Origin of the sequence: Salinibacterium sp. UTAS2018, from assembly GCF_004118935.1 — a bacterium.
Classification (GTDB): Bacteria; Actinomycetota; Actinomycetes; order Actinomycetales; family Microbacteriaceae; genus Rhodoglobus.
The window spans coordinates 2,374,812-2,392,009 of sequence record NZ_CP035375.1 but is presented as its reverse complement, the minus strand read 5'-3'; the positions used below and the strand labels follow the sequence as shown (position 1 = coordinate 2,392,009).

Annotated in this window: 20 protein-coding genes and 1 riboswitch; of the genes, 11 read left to right on the top strand and 9 right to left on the bottom strand. The window is 61.8% G+C overall.

All coding sequences use genetic code 11. The annotated features are described in order from the left end of the window. Window positions 1-3 precede the first annotated feature (3 nt). The 4 genes from ESZ53_RS11365 to ESZ53_RS11350 all read left to right on the top strand — a co-directional run bounded on the left by ESZ53_RS11365 (window position 4) and on the right by ESZ53_RS11350 (window position 3,542). Complete coding sequence (locus ESZ53_RS11365; RefSeq protein ID WP_129072937.1) at window positions 4-918, top strand: NADP-dependent oxidoreductase; 915 nt, start codon at window positions 4-6, stop codon at window positions 916-918. Window positions 919-988: 70 nt separating this feature from the next. Further along, the gene (locus ESZ53_RS11360) at window positions 989-2,719 is read left to right on the top strand and encodes an FAD-binding protein (RefSeq protein ID WP_246837307.1); all 1,731 of its coding nucleotides are present in this window, start codon (window positions 989-991) and stop codon (window positions 2,717-2,719) included. A 67-nt stretch (window positions 2,720-2,786) separates the two neighbouring features. After that, window positions 2,787-3,146 carry a cupin domain-containing protein gene (locus ESZ53_RS11355; RefSeq protein ID WP_129072935.1) on the top strand — a complete coding sequence of 120 codons (360 nt, stop codon included), beginning with the start codon at window positions 2,787-2,789 and terminating at the stop codon, window positions 3,144-3,146. 87 nt (window positions 3,147-3,233) lie between these two features. Next, entirely contained in the window at window positions 3,234-3,542 is a 309-nt protein-coding gene (locus ESZ53_RS11350; protein ID WP_129072934.1) for a DUF2249 domain-containing protein, read from the top strand. A gap of 62 nt (window positions 3,543-3,604) precedes the next feature. Here ESZ53_RS11350 and ESZ53_RS11345 read toward each other — a convergent pair whose 3' ends face one another. From ESZ53_RS11345 to pdhA, 3 genes are read right to left on the bottom strand one after another with little or no spacing between them, the layout of a single operon-like run. After that, window positions 3,605-4,888, bottom strand: coding sequence for a dihydrolipoamide acetyltransferase family protein (locus ESZ53_RS11345; protein WP_129072933.1), 1,284 nt, complete (start codon window positions 4,886-4,888; stop codon window positions 3,605-3,607). Between the two features lie 9 nt (window positions 4,889-4,897). Beyond that, window positions 4,898-5,911, bottom strand: coding sequence for an alpha-ketoacid dehydrogenase subunit beta (locus tag ESZ53_RS11340; protein WP_129072932.1), 1,014 nt, complete (start codon window positions 5,909-5,911; stop codon window positions 4,898-4,900). Next, window positions 5,908-6,975 (bottom strand): pyruvate dehydrogenase (acetyl-transferring) E1 component subunit alpha, encoded by a 1,068-nt coding sequence (pdhA, locus tag ESZ53_RS11335; protein ID WP_129072931.1) that lies wholly within the window; start codon window positions 6,973-6,975, stop codon window positions 5,908-5,910. Before pdhA ends, ESZ53_RS11340 begins: the two co-directional genes overlap by 4 nt. Window positions 6,976-7,160: 185 nt before the next feature. Between pdhA and ESZ53_RS11330 the strand changes: the two genes are divergently transcribed. The 3 genes from ESZ53_RS11330 (at window position 7,161) to ESZ53_RS11320 (ending at window position 8,725) form a co-directional block, all read left to right on the top strand. Beyond that, window positions 7,161-7,580, top strand: a complete 420-nt coding sequence (locus tag ESZ53_RS11330; RefSeq protein ID WP_129072930.1) for a VOC family protein — start codon at window positions 7,161-7,163, stop codon at window positions 7,578-7,580. Between the two features lie 57 nt (window positions 7,581-7,637). After that, window positions 7,638-8,264, top strand: coding sequence for a pyridoxamine 5'-phosphate oxidase family protein (locus ESZ53_RS11325; protein ID WP_246837305.1), 627 nt, complete (start codon window positions 7,638-7,640; stop codon window positions 8,262-8,264). 63 nt (window positions 8,265-8,327) lie between these two features. After that, window positions 8,328-8,392: riboswitch (guanidine-III (ykkC-III) riboswitch) on the top strand. 9 nt (window positions 8,393-8,401) lie between these two features. Continuing rightward, window positions 8,402-8,725, top strand: coding sequence for a multidrug efflux SMR transporter (locus ESZ53_RS11320; protein WP_129072929.1), 324 nt, complete (start codon window positions 8,402-8,404; stop codon window positions 8,723-8,725). A 36-nt stretch (window positions 8,726-8,761) separates the two neighbouring features. Here ESZ53_RS11320 and ESZ53_RS11315 read toward each other — a convergent pair whose 3' ends face one another. The 4 genes from ESZ53_RS11315 to ESZ53_RS11300 form a co-directional block, all read right to left on the bottom strand. Next, window positions 8,762-9,424, bottom strand: coding sequence for a hypothetical protein (locus tag ESZ53_RS11315; RefSeq protein WP_129072928.1), 663 nt, complete (start codon window positions 9,422-9,424; stop codon window positions 8,762-8,764). 17 nt (window positions 9,425-9,441) lie between these two features. Continuing rightward, window positions 9,442-10,125, bottom strand: a complete 684-nt coding sequence (locus tag ESZ53_RS11310; protein ID WP_129072927.1) for a hypothetical protein — start codon at window positions 10,123-10,125, stop codon at window positions 9,442-9,444. Window positions 10,126-10,211: 86 nt separating this feature from the next. After that, the gene (locus ESZ53_RS11305; protein WP_129072926.1) at window positions 10,212-10,880 is read right to left on the bottom strand and encodes a hypothetical protein; all 669 of its coding nucleotides are present in this window, start codon (window positions 10,878-10,880) and stop codon (window positions 10,212-10,214) included. 107 nt (window positions 10,881-10,987) lie between these two features. Continuing rightward, window positions 10,988-11,662 carry a hypothetical protein gene (locus ESZ53_RS11300; RefSeq protein WP_129072925.1) on the bottom strand — a complete coding sequence of 225 codons (675 nt, stop codon included), beginning with the start codon at window positions 11,660-11,662 and terminating at the stop codon, window positions 10,988-10,990. Window positions 11,663-11,934: 272 nt separating this feature from the next. On the opposite strand from ESZ53_RS11300, the gene ESZ53_RS11295 reads away from it, so the two are divergent. Continuing rightward, entirely contained in the window at window positions 11,935-12,774 is an 840-nt protein-coding gene (locus ESZ53_RS11295; protein WP_129072924.1) for a hypothetical protein, read from the top strand. A 360-nt stretch (window positions 12,775-13,134) separates the two neighbouring features. Here ESZ53_RS11295 and ESZ53_RS11290 read toward each other — a convergent pair whose 3' ends face one another. Together ESZ53_RS11290 and ESZ53_RS11285 are read right to left on the bottom strand one after the other, a co-directional pair. Beyond that, window positions 13,135-14,025 carry a mechanosensitive ion channel family protein gene (locus tag ESZ53_RS11290; RefSeq protein WP_129072923.1) on the bottom strand — a complete coding sequence of 297 codons (891 nt, stop codon included), beginning with the start codon at window positions 14,023-14,025 and terminating at the stop codon, window positions 13,135-13,137. 117 nt (window positions 14,026-14,142) lie between these two features. Continuing rightward, window positions 14,143-14,481 carry a hypothetical protein gene (locus ESZ53_RS11285; protein ID WP_168187159.1) on the bottom strand — a complete coding sequence of 113 codons (339 nt, stop codon included), beginning with the start codon at window positions 14,479-14,481 and terminating at the stop codon, window positions 14,143-14,145. Window positions 14,482-14,524: 43 nt separating this feature from the next. On the opposite strand from ESZ53_RS11285, the gene ESZ53_RS11280 reads away from it, so the two are divergent. The 3 genes from ESZ53_RS11280 to ESZ53_RS11270 all read left to right on the top strand — a co-directional run bounded on the left by ESZ53_RS11280 (window position 14,525) and on the right by ESZ53_RS11270 (window position 17,194). Next, window positions 14,525-14,926, top strand: a complete 402-nt coding sequence (locus ESZ53_RS11280; RefSeq protein WP_246837304.1) for a MepB family protein — start codon at window positions 14,525-14,527, stop codon at window positions 14,924-14,926. Between the two features lie 30 nt (window positions 14,927-14,956). Further along, window positions 14,957-16,396, top strand: a complete 1,440-nt coding sequence (locus ESZ53_RS11275; protein ID WP_129072920.1) for a deoxyribodipyrimidine photo-lyase — start codon at window positions 14,957-14,959, stop codon at window positions 16,394-16,396. 255 nt (window positions 16,397-16,651) lie between these two features. After that, complete coding sequence (locus ESZ53_RS11270; RefSeq protein ID WP_129072919.1) at window positions 16,652-17,194, top strand: hypothetical protein; 543 nt, start codon at window positions 16,652-16,654, stop codon at window positions 17,192-17,194. Window positions 17,195-17,198 lie beyond the last annotated feature (4 nt).

The following is a 17,198-nucleotide window of genomic DNA, read 5'->3' as shown; positions in this document are numbered from 1 at the left end:
CAAATGTCCACAACGTATGTGTTCAACCGCTACGGTGGCCCGGAGGGTCAGGAGCTCGTTGACCGGCCGGTGCTTGAGCCTGGCCCCGGTGAGCTGGGGGTGAAGGTCTACGCGGCGGCAGTTAATCCCGTTGACTGGAAGATCCGATCCGGTCTCCTCGGTCAGCGCCAGCCCTTGCCGGCGGCGATGGGGCGAGAAGTCGCAGGGATAGTCACTGCTGTCGGCGATGGTGTCGACGGCTACGCAGTCGGCGACGAAATCCTCGGCGCTGTGGCTCCGGGCCACGGTGGTTTCGCGAAACACACCATCGTGCGCGCCGTCGACGCTGTGGCAAAGCCCGAGGAGGTTTCCTTTGCCGATGCCTCCACAATCCCCATCGCTGCAGCTACCGCCTACGACGGGACCCATCAGATTGAACTTGAGGCCGGCCAGACGCTGCTTATCCTCGGTGTCGGCGGCGGCGTCGGTCTGATGGCCGCTCAGATCGGCAAGGTTCACGAGTTCACTGTCATCGGTACCGCCAGTGAATCGAAGCGCTCCATCGTCGAGTCGACCGGCGCAACATTCGTGCCCTACGGCGAGAACCTCGCTCGGCGGCTACGTGAGATCGCACCGGATGGCGTGGACCTCATCCTCGACTTGGTCGGTGGTGACGCCCTGCGGGAAGTTGCCGAGCTGGCAACGGCGCCGAGGAGGATTATCTCTGCCGCAGACCCTGCGACGGCAATCGAACTCGGCGGCAGTGCGCTGAACCGCAGCACCGAATCACTGGCAAAAATCACTGACGTGATCGCATACGGTCTCGTCGATCCTCATGTGTCCGCACGTTTTCCGCTCGAACGTGCCGGAGAGGCTATCGCTGCAGTCGAAGCCGGGCACGCCACCGGAAAGATCATCGTCGAGATCATCGCGGCATGAAGTAGGCGCTCGCGGATCGCACGGAGCACTGCTTGAGTTCGCAATCGTAAAACTACTCAAGGGAAAAGTCGTGACTGACCAAATTATTTCCACCTCGGTTCTCGTGATTGGTACGGGTGGAGCCGGGTTGCGCGCTGCAATCGAGCTGCGTCAACAAGGAGTCGATGTGCTGGCGGTCGGCAAGCGGCGCAAGTATGACGCCCATACGACTCTGGCCGCTGGAGGCATCAATGCCGCGCTCGGCACGATGGACCCCGAAGATTCGTGGCAGCAGCACGCCGCCGACACGATCAAGGAATCATACGATCTGGCCGACCCCCAGATCGTGGAGATAATGGCCAAGAACGCACCGGAGGGCATCCGGGAGCTCGAAGCGTGGGGCATGCCACTGGCCCGTGAAGCCGACGGGCGCATCTCCCAACGATTCTTCGGTGCCCACACCTATCGCCGCACCTGCTTCGCGGGTGATTACACCGGTCTAGAAATCCAGCGCACGTTGCTTCACCGGGCGGCGACACTCAACGTTCCGATCATCGACACCGTCTACATCTCGCGCCTCCTCGTAGCCGATAACCAAATCTTTGGCGCGTACGGGTTCGACATAGTCGACGGATCTCGAGTGATCATCCACGCCGACGCCGTCATCATGGCCACCGGTGGCCACACCAGAATCTGGCGGCAAACAACATCTCGCCGAGATGAGAACACGGGTGACTCGTTCCGTCTCGCCGCGCTAGCAGGCGCGCGTCTCAGAGACGCCGAGCTGGTGCAGTTTCATCCCTCCGGCATCCTCGAACCAGCGGATGCCGCTGGCCTACTCATTTCGGAGGCGGCACGCGGTGAAGGTGGCATTCTGCGCAATGCTCTCGGCGAGCGCTTCATGTCCCGCTACGATCCGGAGCGCATGGAACTTTCGACCCGCGATCGGGTAGCCCTCGCCATTTCAACCGAAATCAGTGAAGGACGTGGCACCCCGAAGGGTGGGGTGCTGCTCGACCTGACCCACGTGAGTCGTGAGGTGATCCTGACCAGATTGCCGCGCGTCTACCGCAACATGCTCGACGTGCAGATGCTCGACATCACTAAGGACCCCATCGAGATCGCCCCAACGGCCCACTACTCAATGGGAGGAATCTGGGTTCGCCCCGAAGATCACGGCACAGATGTGGTCGGGCTTTACGCCATCGGTGAGGCCAGCTCGGGAACCCACGGCGCTAATCGCCTGGGTGGCAACTCGCTGGCAGAACTGCTGGTCTACGGCCGCATCGTCGGAGCTGCTGCAGCACAGTACTCACGAAACTTGGGCAGTCAGGTTCGCAGCACCGAAGCCGTAGAAACGGCCCGCGACGAGATTGATCGCCTACTGGCCGGTCGCGGCTTCGATAACGTGCGCAGTATGCAACGCGCCATCCGCGATCTCATGAGTGAGCACGCGGGGGTCATACGCAACGAAGAGGGGCTTACGAAGGGCCTCGCCAAGTTGGCGGCGGTCGAGGCGCGCTTGCCCGACCTTGCCGTGCACCCGGATATCGCCGGTTTCGACGATCTGGCACACGCTCTAGACCTGCTGGGATCGTTGATGGCGGCCCGGGCAACCATCGAATCCGCGCTGGCCCGCAAGGAGACACGGGGCGCTCATAATCGTTCCGATTACCCCGAACTTGACCCCGCACTGCGAGTGAATATGGTGTGGTCGTTTGCTGACGGTGTCACCCAGGAACGTGTTGCCGAAACGCCCCCAGAGATAGCGAAGTTGATGATGTCAACGGACGACAGCGTGGTGGGAAAGTTGCTCGAGTAGTCGGCACAATCGCGCGGTAACCGTAGCGACAACGACCGGATTCGGCGGTCGACCGTACACTGACAACATGACCAAGATTTCGATCAAGGCTCTCGCTCTCCAACAGGTCCACGCTGCCGCTGAAGCGGGTGGTGGACGCGCAGCACACACGGTGTATGGCGGCCACGAGAAGTCGTTGCGCCAAACGGTGATCGGGATGCTCAAGGGTACGAGCCTGGGTGAGCACGACAATCACGACGACGCCACCGTCTACGTGCTCCAAGGTCGCATCCAACTTCGGGTTGGTGATGATGTCTGGAAGGCGCGCGCCGGCAGCCTGCTGATTGTGCCCCACGAGCGCCACAGCTTCGAAGCACTCGAAGACTCTGCCGTGCTCATGAGCGTTGCGAAACGCCCGTATCCGCCGGGGCAAATTCTGGCCGACTGACTCACAATTTTCGGTACGCAAGCGGTTCACTCTGCCGGTTCCGCCATCCGGTATGCGCGGGCGCCGGGAGGGGTCTATGGTGAAGTTATGGCTGTTGAACCGATTGAACTAAAGACCCCTGACGCCGCTGAAACCAAAGCTAGTGGTTGTGCGTGCGGTCACGAAAACACCTCTGAGATTGTGTTGGATGTTCGCTCAATCCCGCACGCGATTCGTCACGCCACCATCTTTGGTGCGCTGGGCTCGATCGCTCCCGGCTTCAGTCTCGACATCGTGGCTGACCACAACCCCCTCCCGCTGCTGGCTCAGCTTGACGAGAAGCAGCCGGGCAATTTCGCGGTCAGCTATGTGACTGACGGACCAGACGAGTGGAAAGTTCGCTTCACACGGGCATAGGCGAGACCTCACGGCATCGAGACCTCAGGGCGCCACAACATCAGTCGTGACGCCCTTATTTTTTAGACGAGGATGCGAAGCGGCTGCTCAAGGATGCCCTTCAGATCGCGCAAGAACGCCGCAGCGGTCGCGCCATCCAGAGCGCGGTGGTCGACCGTGAGCGTGATTTTCATCTTCTGAACTTCGACCAGCTCGCCGTCTCGCAGCTGTGGTTCTGGGCTCGCCGCCCCGACGGCAAGGATTCCCGCTTCTGGTGGGTTGAGCATCGCCGTGAACTCATCGATGCCGAACATTCCGAGGTTGCTCACCGAGAACGTTCCCCCCGACATCTCCTCCAGCCTCAGCTTGCCATCGCGTGCCTTGCCCGCGAGCGCCACAACTTCTGCGCCAATCTCGCTGAGAGTCTTGCGATCAGCATCGACAACCACCGGAACTAGCAGACCGGCATCAGTGGCCACAGCAATGCCCACGTTGACCCGTCGGTGCCGCAGCAGAGAGTCGCCGTTGAACGACGAGTTCGCTTCCGGGTGCTGACGCAACGCGATCGCCACAGCCTTCACAATGAAATCGTTGAGGCTCACCTTGATCCCCTGCTCAGCAAGCCCGTCGTTGACCTCGGTGCGCAAAGCGATCAAACGGTCAACTTCGACCACGTTGGTGAGGAAGAAGTGCGGAATCTCCTGACTTGCCGTGAGGCGCTTGGCCGTAACCTTGCGAATCTTGTTGAGCGGGATAACCTCGGCGTCGTCTTCACTGGCACTGGTCTTCACCGTGGCACTGGCGCTGGCACTGGCACTGGCACTGGCACTGGCTGACTTTTCCGGCTTCTCGGTAGCGGTCCCCGAATTCTTCTTGGCGCTGAGTGCGGCATCAACATCGGCCCGGATGATGCGGCCGTTGGGCCCAGTTCCGGTGAGCGAATCAAGGTCGAGGTCATTGTCGTGCGCAAGTTTGCGAGCCAGCGGCGACATCCGCAGCTTGTCCTCCGCGGAGGATGGGGTTTCGACGGACTCCGGATCCGGTTCTGGCTCTGGCTCATGTTGGGACTCGAGCATCGTGTCGGGGTCGGGCGCAGGCGTAGCTTCGGATTCGGGCTCGGGTTCGGCGGGCTTGCCATCGCCGATCACAGCAACGGCCTGACCGATGGGCACCACGGTGCCCTCCTCGACGAGGTGCTTCTGAAGCACTCCGCTCTCGAACGCCTCCAGGTCCATGGTCGCTTTATCGGTTTCGATCTCGGCGATGACGTCGCCTTTCTCCACCATGTCGCCGACTTGCTTCACCCATTTGGCAAGCTCGCCCTCTTCCATGGTGTCGGAGAGCCTGGGCATCGTCACTTCAGACATGATCGTCTCCTACTTCGTGAATCGCGTGGCGTCGAGAGTTTCCCGAATGACGCGGGACAGGTCTGCTGCATGCGGCATGGCCGCAGTTTCTAATGGTTTGGAATAGGGCAAGGGAACTTCGGCTGCCGCTACCCGGCGCACGGGGGCATCCAAGTAGTCGAATGCGCCTTCGCCGATGGTTGCCGAAATTTCGGCCCCGATTCCGTAGCTGAGCATGTCGTCTTCGAAGATGACCGCCCGGCTCGTTCTTCGTACCGATGCGCAGATAGTGTCGCGGTCGAGTGGTCGCAGGCTGCGCAGGTCAACCACTTCAATCGACACACCCTCCTGCGCGAACTCCTCCGCTACTTGAAGCGCTGTCACCATGCCACGCGAGTAGCTGACAAGTGTCAGGTCCGTGCCGCTCTTGACGACGGCGGCCTTGCCGATCTCGGCGACCTGTTCACCATCCGGAACCTCGCCCTTGACGTTATAGAGCGCAAGGTTTTCGAGGAAGATCACTGGATCGTCATCACGTATTGCCGCGGTAAGCATCGACTTCGCTTCTGCCGGTGTTGACGGTGCCAGCACTTTCAGCCCGGGGATGTGGGCATACCAAACTTCGAGGTTCTGCGAGTGAGTGGCGGCCAGCTGCTGACCCCCACCACCGGGGAAGCGGATAACCAGGGGAACCTTGACCTGCCCGCCGAACATGGCGTGCATTTTGGCCGCATGGTTCACAATCTGGTCGATCGCTATCAGGCTGAAGTTGAGTGTCATAATCTCGACTACGGGGCGAAGGCCGAGCATCGCGGAGCCGATTGCGGCACCCACGAAGCCCTCTTCAGAGATCGGGGTGTCGAGCACTCTCTTGGGGCCGAAGTCTTCGAGCAGCCCGGCAGTGATCTTGTATGAGCCTTGGAAGACACCGATCTCTTCACCAATGAGGAAGACATTCTCGTCGCGTTCGAGTTCAGCGCGCAGGGTTTCGTTGAGAGCCTGCCGGTAGGTGATGACGCGAGATTGGGGAGTATTTGTCGTCATGAGAGCACCACCACTGGCTCGGCGGGGAGCCGCGTAGAAGCGTTTGCCACCGGAGTCGCGTACACCTTATCGAACAATTCATCGACCGATGGATCTGGGCTTTCGTCGGCAAAGGCGACCGCCTCGGTCACGACTTTGTCTGCCCTGTCATCGATGTCATCCGCATCCTCCTCCGTAAGCACCCCGTCGGCGATGAGCTTTGCGCGAAACGCGGGTACCGGGTCATTGCTCTTTGCCTCGTCGGTGTCTTCCTTCGAGCGATAGCGCGCCGGATCGACCACCGAATGCCCCTTGAGGCGATAGCTCATCAGCTCGAGCAGCGCCGGCCGTCGGTCTTCACGCGCTTTCTTCAGCGCTGCTCGCGCGGCATCGCGAACCGCAATGGGGTCATCGCCATCCACTCGGGCGCCCTCGATTCGATAGGCGCTGCCCCTCTTGTAAAGATCAGGCTCGGCGGATGCGCCCTCAACGGGCGTGCCCATGCCGAGCCGGTTGTTCACGATCACGTAGACGATCGGAAGGTTCCACAACCCAGCTAAGTTGAGCGACTCGTGGAAGGCACCGATATTAGTAGTGCCGTCACCGAGCAGGCACATGACAGCGTCAGCCTGCGGGCCGGCTTCGCTGCGATAGCTGATTGCCAGCGCCGCTCCCGTGGCCGGTGGAATCTGACCGCCGACGATTCCGTAGCCACCCAGCATCCGTTTGTCGAGGTCGAACATGTGCATCGATCCGCCCCAGCCGCCAACCACGCCGGTCGATTTGCCGAAGAGTTCGGCCATCACTGCTGACGGCTCCATGCCCCGCATGATCGCGTACCCGTGGTCACGGTAGGTGGTGAAGAGGTAGTCGCGGTCTTCGAGCGCCTCGGTCAAGCCGATGACGGTTGCCTCTTCACCCAAGTTAAGGTGACAATAGCCACCAATCTTGGCCCGCGCGTACATCTCATTGGCGCGCAGCTCGAAGGCGCGCACCAGAGACATCTTTTCGTAATATCCGCGAAGTTCCGTGGCCGTTCGGGCGGCGTTTGCAGAAATTTTCTTGGGTCGACTTGTGGTCGCCATTACAGTCTCACTTTCAACGAGATGTGGGTTTCAGACTATTCCTCTTCGCTGAGAACGGGCTGCCACAACGACGACTGGTAAGGGAAATTGTGACCACGTGCCCACCCGTCGCCGCGCTCCAAGCCCCGACTTCATCTAGCCGCGAACGCATTGCCCGTGGACCACCGGCGGGCAATACTGAGACGATGGAGATTCGGTTTATCGCGGGCTTCGCGGCGATCACAACTGATTCGGTGCGCGACAACGATTTCTTCGTGAACGCCCTTGGATTGCCACTTCAGGAACCCGAGAGCGCGCCAGATTCTGACTACGTTTCGTCGGATGACATTCCGGGCGCGAAACACTTTGGGGTCTGGCCCCTCAGCGACGCCGCACAATCCTGTTTTGGCAGCGCGACGTGGCCATCGACCCATCCAGTTCCCCACGCCACGGTCGAGTTCGAAGTTGACGATGTTGCTAGCGCGGTCAAGGAGCTCGTCGAAACCGGCCACGAACTTATCCATGACACTCGTACCGAACCGTGGGGGCAAGTGATCGCGCGGCTGCAAACTGCCGACGGACTACTTATCGGCGTGTGCTTTACGCCGTGGCTGCGAGAAGACTGACCCCGGCCAGCAGTGAGCGCCGCATCATCATGAGCTGCGGCGTGCCACACTGACCGAATGACAACGACTGATGCCACCCGGATGCCCGAGAAGATGTCGCGCGACAGGAAGGCTCTCGACGCCCTCCTCGACTCCGAGATCGTCGGGAACGTCGCCTACGTGCATGAGGACGGAACCCCCGACGTGCTGCCGACCGCAGTTGCGCGCCTCGGCGACGATCTCATCGTGCACGGCTCCTCCGGTTCGCACTGGATGCGCCTCGTCTCCGGAGCGCCCGTCGCGGTCTCGGTTACGGACGTCGGCGGCATCGTGGTCGCGCGCTCAGCCTTCGAATCGTCACTCATCTACAGCAGCGCTGTGCTGTTCGGATCGTTTCGGGTGCTGGAGGGTGAGGAGAAGTCCGCCGCCGTCAACGCCATCACCGAGAAGCTGATCCCTGGACGGCTCAGTGAGGTGCGCCCCGACAACAAGAAAGAACTCGCAGCAACCCTCGTGCTTGCGTTGCCGATCGCGGAGTGGTCGTTGCGCACCTCCGACGAGTGGCCCGATGACACCGACGCGGATATCGCGGGCGATGCGTGGGGCGGGCAGGTGCGGTTCGGCGCTCGAGCCGTGGAGGTTGTTGCAACCCCTGACCTGCGCTCCGGCATCCGCGTGCCTGAGTCTGTGCGGGCATTCGAGTAAGAATGTTCTCGGCTCGGTCGCGTCGGCTCGCTGCCAAACTACGCCCGTTTTGATACGCTGAATCTGTAGCCGCGATAGTCGGCTCCCGACGACGGATCAGTACCGGGTATGCGACAAGACTGGCCAAGGAGACTGTTGTGTACTGGCTCATTCTGATTATTTCTGGCGTGCTCGAAGCCGTGTGGGCCACCGCCCTCGGCAAGTCGGAGGGCTTCACGAAGCTCTGGCCAACCGTCGTCTTCGGCGTTGCGATTCTCGCGAGCATGGGCGGCCTCGGCTACGCCATGCGCGAGATCCCCATCGGCACCGCCTACGCCATCTGGGTCGGCATCGGCGCAGCGCTCACCGTCGCCTACGCGATGATCTTCGGCGGCGAACCCGTCTCCTGGATCAAGATCCTGCTGCTCATGGGGCTTGTGGGTTGCGTCGTCGGGCTCAAACTCGTCGACACGGCCCACTAGCGGTCGCCTGCCGCGGCCCCGACACAGCGCAGAGGGCTAGCGCGAGGCGTGCACGACCGCGGCGATTAACCCCAGCATTGCGGCCAAGTCGAGGGCCCCCCACGAGAAGATTCGCCGCCGTTGCCCCACGCGCATTCTCCACCACAAGAGACCCACTACTGCGATGAGCAGTCCGGGCCACCACGCGACCGAGGCGACAAGCTTCACTTCGTCAGCACGATCCGCAAGATTGGACGCGAGGACGTTATAACCCGCGGTACCTGCCGCGTAGCCTGCGGCGATGGAGAGCACGATGAACGCGCCGCCCGCCAACACAAAGAGGATGCCTCCATAGAGTTGGTCCCAGCCACGCGGAAAGTCTCGGGGAGCGAGGACATCGGGTTCGATTAGCCGCCTGGCCCTCCATTGGCGGGTGCTGACGACATTGACGGATGCGACGCCGAGGGAAACGACAGCGGCGAGACCAATAATCGCCCAAGCGGGAACCGCCGTCACAAAAAGAGCGATCGAACTGGCCACGATAAAAACAGCGAGACCGAGCGGCCCCAAGCAGACGACCACGACAAGAACGAGCATCCAACCCTGAAGGATGGCGGCGAGGCCGAGGGATGAAGCAACCACTGCGACGACACCCACGCCGACGATGTAGCCGATCTGCGCGGGCCGACGATCAATAATGTGCCGCGAATCGCCGCCCACTAGCGGGAACTGACGTCTCAGAGAACGCTGATGAGCACGAGCATTGCCACGAGATCGATCGCTGCCCACGCGGTAGCGGGTCTTCCTTTATCGACGCGAATAATCCACGTCACAAGACCGGCGACAGCAATCAGTAAGCCCGGCCACCAGATGACGGCAGCTGCATATTTCACCGGGTCGGCCTCGTCTACCGAGACGCCGGACGACATTCCATCCGCCAGCAGGATGACGCCTCCCGCGATCACGGAGAGCGCGATGAAGGCCCAACCGGCAAGCGCGAAGAGCAGCTTGCTGAACGCTAGCCCATACCTCCGCGCCACGTCCGGCTCGTCCCCACCCAGCCGCTCAGAGGAAGGCGTGTCAGCGGCGATTCGTCGGCGACGTCTGCCCTTCACGATGATCACGTTGAGTGACGCGGTAGCCATCGCGACCGCGGCTCCCATCGCGACCGCGATCGCCACGTCTGAAGCAGAGTTCGCTAGAGCAAACACCGCGGTGACGGGGAATGCCAGAAGGGCAGCGGCCGCAAGCCCCAGCGGTCCAAGGTAGAGGATCATCAGCAGCGGAAGAGTTCGCAGGTCGAATTGAGAGAACCAGATGAACAGTGCACTCAGCACGCCGGCCCCGGCGATATAGCCGACCGTGACCGGCCATCTCTCAAGCTGAATAGCCCAGCGATCGACGACGGCACTGAGAGTCATATAGTGAGCGTAACCCAACATGCCCTTGCGGCAGGCTCAGCCCGATCCGCCCCTCGCGGCGCGCGGTGTGCACCGAGGGCGCAGGATTAGGGCGCTGCGCCCTGCGTGACGTCGGCCCACAGAATGCCGATGAGCGTCAGCATGATCGCGAGGTCCGCGATCGCCCACCGCAGCACGGGCTCCCCGCGACGGGTATTCACAATCCACAGCCGCAGGCCTGCAATCGCCACGACAAGACCCGGCACCCACACGATCGCCGACAGGAAGATCAGATGGTTCGCCCGTTCGACCGGCACACGAACCGTAATCCCGCCGGCGGTTCCCGCCGTACCCCCGGCGAAGAAGCAGAGAAAGATAAACGCGAGCCCAGCCGCCACGAACAGAACGGCGGCGAGCTGCTGGCGCCAACCGTGCCGACGCTCCTCCGCTTCAAACGGCCTCTCCAGCGGAGGTGCAGGCCTGCGCCACCGCGCAAGAATTTCGACATTGACGAACGCAATGCCGACCGCCATTACTAGGCTAAACAGAGCAGTGATCCACTCGTAAATCCCGTACACCTCGGGAAGACGGAGCGCTCCCAAGAAGAGCGCGACAAGTCCTAGAGGACCCAAATAGATCGCTAGGGCCAACTCGGCGATCGGCGAGAACACAACGCCTGGGCCTGCTAGCGAGAATGCCACCACGGTCATCACCCCGGCGCCAACAATGTATTTGCGCTTCTTCGGTGTGCGCGTGGCATTGTCGATCAGAGTCATTAGTTGATCATGGGGCACACGGCCGCAGCCCGCCAGCCCGCCAGCCCGCGAATGAGGGTGGCTCATGTCGCGCCGCGGGTAGCCCACGACGGCTTGAGCGGTTTCTCCTATCCGAGATGCGAGACTCCAGCCGACCCGAACAACAGCGTCGCCAGGAGTGCGAGCTGGAGAAGGGCGTCGGCAAGCGCCCAAGACAGGCTGCCCCTCCCTCGGACCTCGTTCAGCACCCACAGCACAAGACCGCCGAGCGCTGCGGCGAGCCCCACCAACCAGACAGCGAACAAGAACGATGCCAGGTAAGGTCCGGCACCGGGTTGGGCTGTTCCCTGGCCAGAGCTCAGAGCCAGGTATCCCGCCACTACACACAGCACGATGAACACAAACCCCGCGACGACGAACAAGACTGCCGCGGCTACTCGACCCAACACGGTGTCACCGGCACGCCGGTCGGCGACTCGCACCCCGCTGCGCAGGTGGGCAATCCAGCCGAAGACCACAACAACATTGAGCAGTGCGGTGCCCATGGATAGAGGGATGACAATGGCGAGACCCAGCACAGAAGGTAACGCGGCGTTCCAGAGGACGAAGACAATCGGAAGCGCGAGCGTGGAAAACGTAATGACACCGAGAGGGCCCAGCACAAAGAAGATAGCTAAGCCAAAGAACACAACGAATTCGTCGCCGGCGGGCGAGCTGAGATAGGCACCGGAGAGCATGACCGCAGTGGCACCCACGTAAGCGAATAACGCCGCGTACTTATCAGTGCCAGCGCCGAGGATCATCTGTCGAGCATGCGTCACTTTGCGCACTCCCGCCAGCCCGCGAATGAGGGTGGGTCGCGGGCTGGCGGGCTGGCGTTCTGAAGCGTTCGCGGTATTGACCCGCGGTCGGGGTCAGCCGCCTCCCCGCTTTGCGCAGGAAACGTGGGGCAAGGAACACCTGTCGGCCGTCGCAACCGGCCGAGTCGACCACCCCTTCTGGGGTTGTCCCCGCCTGACACTAGGCTGCCAGAATTGAGTGATGCTCGCGCGGGGGTGCGAGTCGAGGGGAATTGATGAAGCAAGCTGGACCACGGGATTGGTCGCCGCCCGAGAACAACAACTATCGTCCGGCAGATAGCTACCGTTACCCGTCGAATAAGTCGACGACCACATTCGCCCCGCGGAAGTTGGTGCGCAACGGGCCCGGACGAATCTCGCTGCTCTTCGGCATCATCGCTGCCGGGCTTGCCCTGTTCCCCGTCGCCTCGGCGGGAGCAGGGAACGGATACATTGCCTCCACGGCGGGAATCACCGCGATCGCCTACGGTTTCTACGCCCTCAGACTTCGCCACTACCGGGAGGCCACCGCCCGGCTAAGTCCAATCATTGGCATCCTTCTGGGAGCTTTCGGAACGCTTCTGATGACCGCACTTGTCGCCAACTTCTATCTCAACGGGTCGGCCCTCAACTCTCCCCTGACATTTCAGGTCGCGCAGACAGAATTCACGTTTGATTCGGAAGGCTTAGCCCTGTCGACGCCCGCCGAAAGCGCGGCTAACGGCGGGACCGGCCCGACCACCGAGATCATCACACCAGCGCCGGTCGCCGCGCCTGCGTCATTCGCGTCCGCCGCCGAAGAACGGATGGCGCTCATTCAACATCTTGGCACCGTGCAGTTCGTGCTGAAGCAGATCGCGCCGCAGAGCAAGCCCGCCAGCCTCAGCCTTGCCACCCCCGGCGGCACCCTCTCGACACCGGACGGGCACGCGCTCACGATCTTGCCCGAAGGCACCGTGGTCAACTATGCCCCCTCGGCAGATGGCTCCAATTACGTCATGACGCTTAAGGGTGCAACCTTTGGCAGCATGGTGCAGCTCGACACCGCGGTCGGCCAGATCGTGGCGCTGAATTAGCTTTCCTGCCGGAGCGAGCGGCACATCGAGCGGCAACCGAACGTCGCTGCTCATCTGCGCGGAAACATCCGATTTCGGCCCATTTTGCCCAGAAACGTAGGGGGTAGACAGACTTTTCTGGAAATTTGCGAAAAATAACGGAATGGTAACTAGACAGCGTTATGTTTCCGTTATACATTCATAGAGCAGAAGTTGTTTGCTGTGGCAGCTACTGCGGAATGTGATTGCAGGACACTCTTGGTGCAAAGGGAGAGGGTCGGTTTCATGCCTCTGAAACCGGCCCTCGAACTATTTAACGGGCACCCCAGCAAACTTCCACAATCAAGCAATTGACCGCGAACCTCATCACGACGCCTGCAGCTAGAGACTGTCCTCGCTGCGGGGATCCCGCGGATCGAGCATGATCTTCTGGATCGGGAACGGCATCTCAATGCCGGCCGCCGTGAGTGCCCGTTTGATCGCCTCAAGAACCTGATCTTGCGCCTCAACCGCTTCGCGACGATCCGGCGGGCTAATCCAGAAGCGAACCTCAAGAATCACGCTGAAGTCGCCGAGCAGATTCACGAGGACCTCCGGCGTCGGGTCTGTGACGATGCCCGGCAAGGTCGCAATCGCCTCAAGGATGGCGGCACGAGCATCCGCAATGCTTTCGTCATAGCCAATCCCCACCTCAACACTGAGCCGGCGGTTCTCATACGCCGTGTTCACGACGACCCGCTTCGTGTAGAGCTCGCTGTTGGGAATCACCACCACCCGGTTGTCATAGGTGCGCAGCAGCGTTGCACGCACCAAAATGTCCACAACTTCGCCCTCATGATTCTCCGACACGATCTGGTCACCGATGCGAAATGGTCGAGTAAACAGAATCAGGATGCCGGCAAGCAGATTCTGAAAGATGTCGCGGAAGGCGAAGCCAATTACGACACCGCCAACGCCCAGAGCTCCGAACAATGACGCCGGGGTGATGGTCGGAAAGATCACCGTGAGCGCGACAAGCAGCCCAAACGTGAGAATGCTCCAAGCAGTAAGGCGGCTCAGCACCATCTGGAGCCCGCGCGGCCGGCCGGCCCGCTGCATAGCCAGCCCCACGAGCTTGGCTACGACCCACGACAGGGCCCAAAAAATGAGGAAGACCACAATGCCGATGATCACATTGGGGAGGGAAAGAAATAGGGAGGAGAAAATGTTCTCCACACGCTCAATCACATCGCCGAAATCGACCGACTCCTGCCGAAAACCAGATCCTGTCATCGCACGGTAACCCCTCAGTCGAAACGCCGCCATCGACACCGACGACTGTTTTGCGCGAGTCTACGCCCCCAGCAACACCACCCCGCAGGCGTCAACCACCTCATTTAACGGGCACCGCTACAGGGCAAAAAGCCACACCACCACTATAAGAACGGCCATCAGGGCACAGTCAACAATCGCCCACGGTAACAGTGTCCTTTTTGCCTTGGCTCGGATAATCCAGATCGCCAGCCCCGCCAGAGCGGCCGCCAACCCCATCCACCACGCGGCACCAGCAACAACCAACGACTGACCGTTCCAGGCCACAGGGACCACAGCGGGCACCCCACTCGCCATGATGGTCGCAGTGCCCGCCAGAGCGCTCAGCACCACAAATCCACACCCCGCAAAGACGAATAGCAGAATGCCCAGCACCTCATATCGTTCATTCAGCGGGCCTGCCGTGCGTGCGGTCATTCCCAGAGTATTACCCAGAAAGCGCTGCTCCACCAGCCCACACGTGCGGCGATCGCGCGCGCTTCGGCCTAGGCTGACACGACCGCCGAATCGAACGGATGACCGTGACCACTGCCCCGCTGCATCCCGGTTTCGGGTCGCAAAACTGACCCCCACTAAGCCGGGTTTCTTCGTCACCGTTTGGCGGCGAGACACTGACGGCACCACGCAACCATTCCCCAGCGACGATGGCACCCAGCACCTCGTCGTCGCCACCCGCGACAGCAACGGCTTTGGTGCGTTCGTCTTTCCGCTCAGCGTCCTGATCGTCCGCGGCATCGTTTCGGATGGCGGCCGCGGCGGCAAGCGCGGTTTTCGCGTTTACCCGCCCTGGGCCGACACCCGTAATCGCCAAGCCCAGAACACCCAGCAGTGGCAATGTGAGCACTTTCACCTGCTCAGCTAAATAGTCAGCCGCCGACCCTAGAGTTGAGGGGTGAGCGGAAACCAGAATCAGCCCTCCATCGTGTGGCTGCGCAACGACCTGCGGCTAGCCGACAACCCTGCGCTAACGGCGGCCGCGAGCGAAGGCCGACCGCTTGTTGTCGTCTACATTCATGATGAAACCGGCGACGGCATCCGCCCGCTGGGTGCGGCAAGCAAGTGGTGGCTGCATCACAGCCTCACTGCTCTGGATGCCGCCCTGCAGAATCTAGGCGGCCAGCTGACGCTGCGTCACGGCCCTGCCGCGCAGGTGCTGCCGGCGCTCGTGGACGAGCTCGGCGCCGCCTCGGTGCATTGGAACCGTCGCTACACGGCCGCCCGGGATATTGACGCTGGCCTCAAAACTAGCCTGCGCGAGCAGGGGCTCTCGGTCGAAAGCCATCAGGGCAATCTGTTGAACGAGCCGTGGCATATCCGCAATGGGCAGGGCGAGCCGTACAAGGTTTTCACTCCGTATTGGCGTGCGGCGCAAGATCGTCCGGTGCGCGAGTTGTTGCCTATGCCCGAAGCGAGTGCGCTGAGTTGGCCTGCCGACTCCCCCGCGAGCGACGACCTCGCCGAGTGGTCGCTGCTGCCGACGCGCCCCGACTGGGCCGACGGTTTGCGCGAGACGTGGATTCCCGGTGAGGCGGGCGCGCTTGAGCGCCTCGAAAGTTTCGTTGCCGACCGCCTTGCCGACTACCACCGCCGTGACGAGCCCTCCGTGGATGCCACGAGTGGCCTCAGCCCCCACCTGCGGTTTGGTGAGATCAGTTCTGCGCAGATCTGGCACCAGCTGCGCGGCTCAGGCTCAGGCTCGGGCTCGGCCGGCATCCCCACCGCGGCCCGCAAGAACGTCGCCAAGTTCTTGAGCGAGATCGGCTGGCGCGAATTCTCGACCGCCCTGCTCTTCGAGAACCCGCGCCTCGCCACCGACAGCTACCGCCCCGCCTACAACGCGTTCCCCTGGGGATACACGGTCGACGAACTCGGCGCCGTGGACGAACCCGCGGGAGTCAGCGAAGTCGAGGCGTGGCGTCGCGGCCGCACCGGCATCCCCCTCGTCGACGCCGGGATGCGCGAACTTTGGCACACCGGCACCATGCACAACCGCGTGCGCATGGTCGTCGCAAGCTTCCTCATCAAGAACCTGCTCATCGACTGGCGCGCTGGCGAACAGTGGTTCTGGGACACCCTCGTCGACGCCGACGAGGCCAGCAACCCCGCCAACTGGCAATGGGTCGCCGGATCCGGGGCGGATGCCGCCCCCTACTTCCGTGTATTCAACCCGGTCTTGCAACAGAAAAAGTTCGACCCCACGGGCGCCTATGTCTCGTACTGGATTCCCGAACTCGGCACCGATGCGTATCCCGAACCCATCGTGGATCTCGCCGAAACCCGCCGCGAAGCCCTCGAGGCGTACACGGCAGTGAAGGCCGCGGCGGCAGAATAAGCCGCTGGATGCACCACCCGGCACTTCGCCAGAGTTCGCTCAGTTGACTGCCAGCTTGCGCTAACAGCCCCGGAAACATGCGGATCTGTACGCTCCCGAGCGCCCGCATCCGCACCCCAATTGCTCGAATTTCGCATTTTTAAAACTGACCCCCAAACCGGTCACAGCCTCGCTCCGGAGTACTCATTGCGGCTCGGGAAAGCCTCGAGACGCAGGGCCTCTACGGAGGCTGACGACGTAAGAAGGAGTTCAGTAATGAACGCATTCACGAAGAAGACCACGATCGGCGCAACCGCTACCGCAGTAGCCCTCATCGCAGTCGGAGCAGCAGCTCCCGCCATGGCAGCAACCGGTGACAGCTACACCTCGACGAAGTCATACTCCTACTCTTCCCCCAAGCAGACCGACATCCCCGTCGTCGTAGCACCCGAGGTTGGCGACGTTGACCTCCTGGGTGGCGACCTTCTCGGTGGCGGCATCCTCAACGGTGACCTCCTCAACGGCAACGCTGTTGCATCCGGCAACGAGGTCAACGCACCCGTAGCTTCGGGCAACGACACCGCCGTCGGCAACGTGAGCGACTCCGCGAACGTGTCTGATGTAGCCAACGACGCCAACGTCTCTCGCGTCGTCGACAACGCGACTCAGGTGACCGACGTTGTGGACAACGCAACTGACGTAGTCACCGACGTGACCGACATCGTAGACGTTGACGACATCCTCAACGACGTTGTCGACGCAGACGACATCATCGGTGACATCACCGGTGACCTCGGCTTGAACGGCATCTTCAACTAACTTT